The organism is Paenibacillus koleovorans NBRC 103111 (assembly GCF_004000845.1).
In the GTDB taxonomy this organism is placed as follows: domain Bacteria; phylum Bacillota; class Bacilli; order Paenibacillales; family NBRC-103111; genus Paenibacillus_AA; species Paenibacillus_AA koleovorans.
Genome location: NZ_BIMA01000209.1, coordinates 1 through 4,772 on the forward strand (window position 1 = coordinate 1; position 4,772 = coordinate 4,772).

The 4,772-nt window shown below is 50.3% G+C and carries 4 protein-coding genes and 2 pseudogenes; all 6 read left to right on the top strand.

Translation table 11 applies throughout. The features are described 5' to 3' along the window. A partial coding sequence (locus tag PKO02S_RS33535) for a DUF6431 domain-containing protein (protein ID WP_281280492.1) occupies positions 1-496 on the top strand: 496 nt, incomplete at its 5' end. Between the two features lie 37 nt (positions 497-533). Next, positions 534-1,297, top strand: a pseudogene (locus PKO02S_RS31550) (DDE-type integrase/transposase/recombinase); the annotation flags it as partial. Between the two features lie 137 nt (positions 1,298-1,434). Beyond that, positions 1,435-2,604 carry a tyrosine-type recombinase/integrase gene (locus PKO02S_RS31555; RefSeq protein ID WP_127589192.1) on the top strand — a complete coding sequence of 390 codons (1,170 nt, stop codon included), beginning with the start codon at positions 1,435-1,437 and terminating at the stop codon, positions 2,602-2,604. Positions 2,605-3,166: 562 nt separating this feature from the next. Further along, a complete protein-coding gene (locus PKO02S_RS34065) occupies positions 3,167-3,466 on the top strand; it encodes a tyrosine-type recombinase/integrase (protein WP_373865260.1) in 300 nt (99 codons plus the stop codon). 175 nt (positions 3,467-3,641) lie between these two features. Then, the gene (locus tag PKO02S_RS33540; RefSeq protein ID WP_246067663.1) at positions 3,642-4,265 is read left to right on the top strand and encodes a tyrosine-type recombinase/integrase; all 624 of its coding nucleotides are present in this window, start codon (positions 3,642-3,644) and stop codon (positions 4,263-4,265) included. A gap of 36 nt (positions 4,266-4,301) precedes the next feature. Further along, positions 4,302-4,652: pseudogene (locus PKO02S_RS33545) on the top strand (tyrosine-type recombinase/integrase); the annotation flags it as partial. Positions 4,653-4,772: the final 120 nt, after the last annotated feature.

The following is a 4,772-nucleotide window of genomic DNA, read 5'->3' on the forward strand; positions in this document are numbered from 1 at the left end:
GGTACCCTCCCCTTGCTGTGGAGAGAAACTTGGCATCATTGGTAGTCGGGAGCGAAAACTTGTAAGCGAAAGTGGAGAGCGCCGCCTGTTCGTCATACGCCGTCTGCGTTGTGCACAGTGCGGGAAGATTCACCATGAGCTTCCAGATTGTATGGTACCGTACAAGCGGTATGAATCGGCATGTGTGGAGCAAGTGGTTTCGGAACCAGAAGCCTCAACTACGGTGGCGGCAGACAATGCTACCCTACGGCGTTGGAAGCACTGGTTTCAAGGGCAGACCACGTACTTACTCGGGTGCATAAGCTCCATCGCCATCCGCTTTCATCAGGACCCTGTAGGGAAGTCGTCCGCTCCTTCACAGTCTGCACATCATCGCATGGGACACTACGTGGGGGACGCCCCCGGTTGGCTGGCTAGAATTGTCCGACCCGTCGTCAATTCAAATTTGTGGCTACATACCCGTTCTGCATTCTTGTCCGCCCCGGTCCTGCGGTAGACTCATCTCGAAGTCTACTAAGCGAGGTGCAGAAAAGATGAAGGATCAGAAGAAAGCCGAATCCATTGCGTCAGAGCGTGTTCAGCTCTTGGCTCCACTGCTCTCCGAGGGGCTCGATCCTGCCAGGGCCCGAGAGTTGAAGGAGCCGATCTGCGAGCAGGCCGGACTTTCCGACCGGACATTGCGCCGGTATTTGGCGAAGTATCGCCAAGACGGGTTCAGCGGTCTAAAGCCCAAGGGCAAAGGGCGCCAACCGTCAGAGGCGACCATTCCGCCGAAAATCCTGGAGCAGGCCATCCTGCTTCGCCGGGAGGTACCGGGCAGAAGTGTGAGCCAGCTCATTCAGATTCTCGAATGGGAAGGTCGGATTCAGCCCGGCGAGATCAAGCGCAGCACGTTACAGGAAAAACTCGCAGAGCGCGGCTACAGCACGCGCCATATGCGGATGTACGCGGAATCCGGCATCGCCGCGAGGCGCTTCCAGCAACGCCACCGGAATCAGCTATGGCATTCGGACATCAAGTACGGCCCATACTTGCCCATGGGCCCGGGCGGAGCGATGAAGCAAGTGTACCTCGTCACGTCGCGACACGGTTTGTGTTGCACGGGGAATTCTATCCGGTCATGGACCAGACCATTGTGGAGGACTGCTTTCGTCAGGCTATTCAGAAATTTGGCATACCCGAGTCCGTCTACTTAGACAATGGGAAGCAATACCGTACGAAATGGATGACGCGCGCCTGTTCCATGCTCGGCATCCGGCTCCTGTTCGCGAAGCCCTACTCGCCGGAATCCACGGGTTATGGAAAGCTAGCCGTTTTGCAAAGTCGGAGTCGAAATCCCGCATGAAATGTAACATTGAGTCTTGAAGCACTTTACATAACGTTCCATTCTAATCGCAGGCGGGAAAACGCCAACACCGATTGGAGGCGAACGGAATGGCAGCAAGCAACCCAAAAACAGCAGTGGATTTGATTCAAGCGACAAGGGAAGAGTTGCGTAAAACGTGGTATACTGAGTTGTCCATGAAGGGGATAGAACGGACATGGGGACATCTCGCGAAATATCTGCAAGCGGAAGGGATCCCCTACCTTTCTCACGAGATTGGAATGCTCTTTTTAGAGCAGCAGTATCAGTATTCAGTGAACTCAAACTCGGATTACAATCAAGACCAAATGCGAGCCATCCAGATACTGCTCGATTTTCAGGCTCATGAACGGCTTTTGATCAGGCGGAAAAGCAAACGGTTGGAAATCGCCGAATCGTTTCGCGAGGACTTTCTCGCATTTATGGATTTCCGCAAACAATCTGGAGTAAACAGCAGAACGCTCAAACAATCGTATTCGCTCTATCTGGAGCGGTTTTCTCACTATTTATGTGATCAAGGAGTTCTACATGTAAGTGATATTGCCGTTCCCCACATCCATGGATTTATTCAGACTATAGCCGCCGCGTATCGCACCGCCACTGTTTATTGCACCTCTTCCATATTGCGAGTTCTGTTTCGGTACCTTTACGAACAGGGACTCCATACTAAAAATCTCGCGTTTCATGTTCCAAGCGTCAAATGCAGCAAGAAGTCTAAGATCCCTTCCGCTTACTCCCAAGAAGAGATTCAAAGGATTCTTTCGGTTGTCGACCGTGGCAATCCCAAGGGTAAACGTGATTATGCGATGCTGTTGATCGCTGTTCGGCTAGGTCTGCGTGCATCGGACATCTGCGGATTGACATTTGATCATTTCAAATGGGAGACGAGCTCCATTGAACTTCGACAGAAAAAGACGGAGGAACTGATTGTCCTGCCTCTCTTTAGCGATGTCGGGGAAGCAGTTATTGATTACTTGAAATACGGACGTCCAGCAGTAGAGACTCAAGAGATCTTCCTCCGCCTTTCGGCTCCAATTGAGCGAATGACAGCTCCCACACTGCATAGTACTGTAACTGCAATGGGTAAAGCAGGAATTTTCATCCCGGAGGGAAAGAAGCACGGACCGCACGCGTTACGTCACAGCTTAGCCAGTGCCTTATGCTGCACAACAATACACCGATGCCCGTTATCTCTGAAGTATTGGGGCATACGGATACGCAGACGACTTCAGTCTATTTGAAAATAGACATCCTTCACCTGCGGGATTACGCATTGGACGCTCCTCCTGTTCATGTTGTTGTGCTGGGAGGTGCCCTCGTATGAAACCTTTTGTTGGTCCCTTGACTGAACTGCTAAATGAGTTTGTAACGTTGAAGCAATCGCTCGGTTTTAAATACGAGAACGAGGCGGACGAGCTTTACCGTTTCTCGAAGTCAGCACCACATTTCCGGTAACAGAACTCGTCCTATCCAAAGAACTGGTTCAAGCTTGGTGCATCCAGCGTCCTAACGAAAGTGAGCGCAATTGTCGGCGAAGAATATATCCCGTGCGGCAATTTGGAATCTACCTGAACAGCATAGGACGCGACGCCTTCATTGCGTCTGCCAGCAAAGGAGCGAGTTACTTTACATTCATACCCTATATTTTCACAGACAGTGAGATGGAACGAATCTTCACGAGCAGTGACCAACTCTGTCCTCGCCGATTTTCCACACTCCCCCTCGTCATGCCCGTCATCCTTCGTATGATGTACGGATCTGGACTGCGCATTTCGGAAGCCGTCCATTTACAAAAATAAGCATGTGAACCTGCAGGACGGGATTCTGGAAGTGAAGAACAGCAAATTCGGAAAAGACAGACTGGTTCCGATGTCGGAATCGGTTACCACCTGCTGTCGGCAGTACTTTCAGGTGATGCACCGACACTCTTCCTCAGAGGATTACTTCTTTATAAAAGCAGACCGGAACCCTATTACGAGGGACAACGTGTACCGGAGATTTCGGGAAATTTTATGGGAAAGCGGCATCTCACATGGAGGAAAAGGAAACGGACCGCGGGTTCATGATTTGAGGCATACCTTTGCCGTACATACGCTAAAGTGAGCTGTAGCTCGCGGGGTGGACGTGTACTGTGCGCTTCCGATTCTGTCCACCTATTTGGGGCATGCCTCTGTTGCTGCGACGGAACAGTACGTCCGCCTAACCGCAGACGCTTTCCCAGAGATTCGTGCTGCATTAGAGCAATACTGTGGTCATGTCATACCGGAGGTGGAGTGGAATGAAGCCGACTGATTTCGCATTTCATTTGACGGAATATCTCTCGAAATATCTTCCGGGAAGGCTTGGAACGAGCCATAACACAATCTGTTCTTACCAGGATACGTTTACGCTTCTTTTGCGGTTTTGCTCGGAAGAAAAGTTAATCGTCATTGAGAAGATTCGGCTGGAAACACTCCAGAAGCCACTCATTGATGAGTTTCTGAACTGGTTGGAAAACTGTCGCGGCTGTTCGATTTCCACACGTAACCAGCGGCTTGCAGCCATTCACGCCTTTTTCCGATATCTCCAATTGGAAGAGCCTGGTCATCTGTTACTAAGCCAGCAAATCTTAGCGATTCCGATGAAACGTTCGGCAAGTAAAGCGATGAACTATTTGACACTGGATGCCATGAAAGCCATTCTGGAACAACCGGACACATCCCGTTTCACAGGTAGAAGGGATCTTGTTTTGCTGAGTCTCATGTATGATACAGGGGCTCGAGTTCAAGAAATGACCGACCTGGTGGCTGCTGACGTTCGACTGGAAAATCCTCCAACTCAAGGTAACTGGAAAAGGGAACAAGACCAGAATCGTTCCTCTGATGTCACCGACAGCCAAGCTATTAGACCAATACATGACTGAGCATGATCTCAAGTCCGTTGCACATCGTTCTTATTCCAGAACCGTTCGCAGGAGAAACTAACCCGGGCTGGAATCGCCTATATTCTCAAAAAATATGTGGATGAAGCTCGTATGTGCCATACCGAGTGGATTCCCAAAGCGGTTTCGCCACATTGTTTCCGGCACTCGAAGGCCATGCACCTTCTTCAAGCCGGAGTAAATCTAGTCTATATTCGCGATTTACTTGGACACGTTAGCATTAAAACGACAGAAGTTTACGCAAGAGCAGACAGCCAAATGAAGCGAAATGCGCTCGAAGGCTCATACCCATCTACAACGCCTTCTGAAATGCCGGTCTGGCAGAAAAACCAGGAATTGCTGAAATGGCTTATGGATTTGGGTCGATGAGCGAGAGCCGTTATGTAAAGTGTTTTATCCTAAATGCCTCAGCTGGCTTGGGATTCATCTCCGACTTTGCATAACGGCTAGCTTTCCATAACCCTTCTAGGACTAAACCGCTGCCGGTAG

What these genes read in the sequence shown, in the direction of transcription:
- PKO02S_RS31555 (WP_127589192.1), top strand. Translation starts at nt 1,435, where the DNA reads ATGGCAGCAAGCAACCCAAAAACAGCAGTGGATTTGATTCAAGCGACA.
- PKO02S_RS33540 (WP_246067663.1), top strand. Translation starts at nt 3,642, where the DNA reads ATGAAGCCGACTGATTTCGCATTTCATTTGACGGAATATCTCTCGAAA.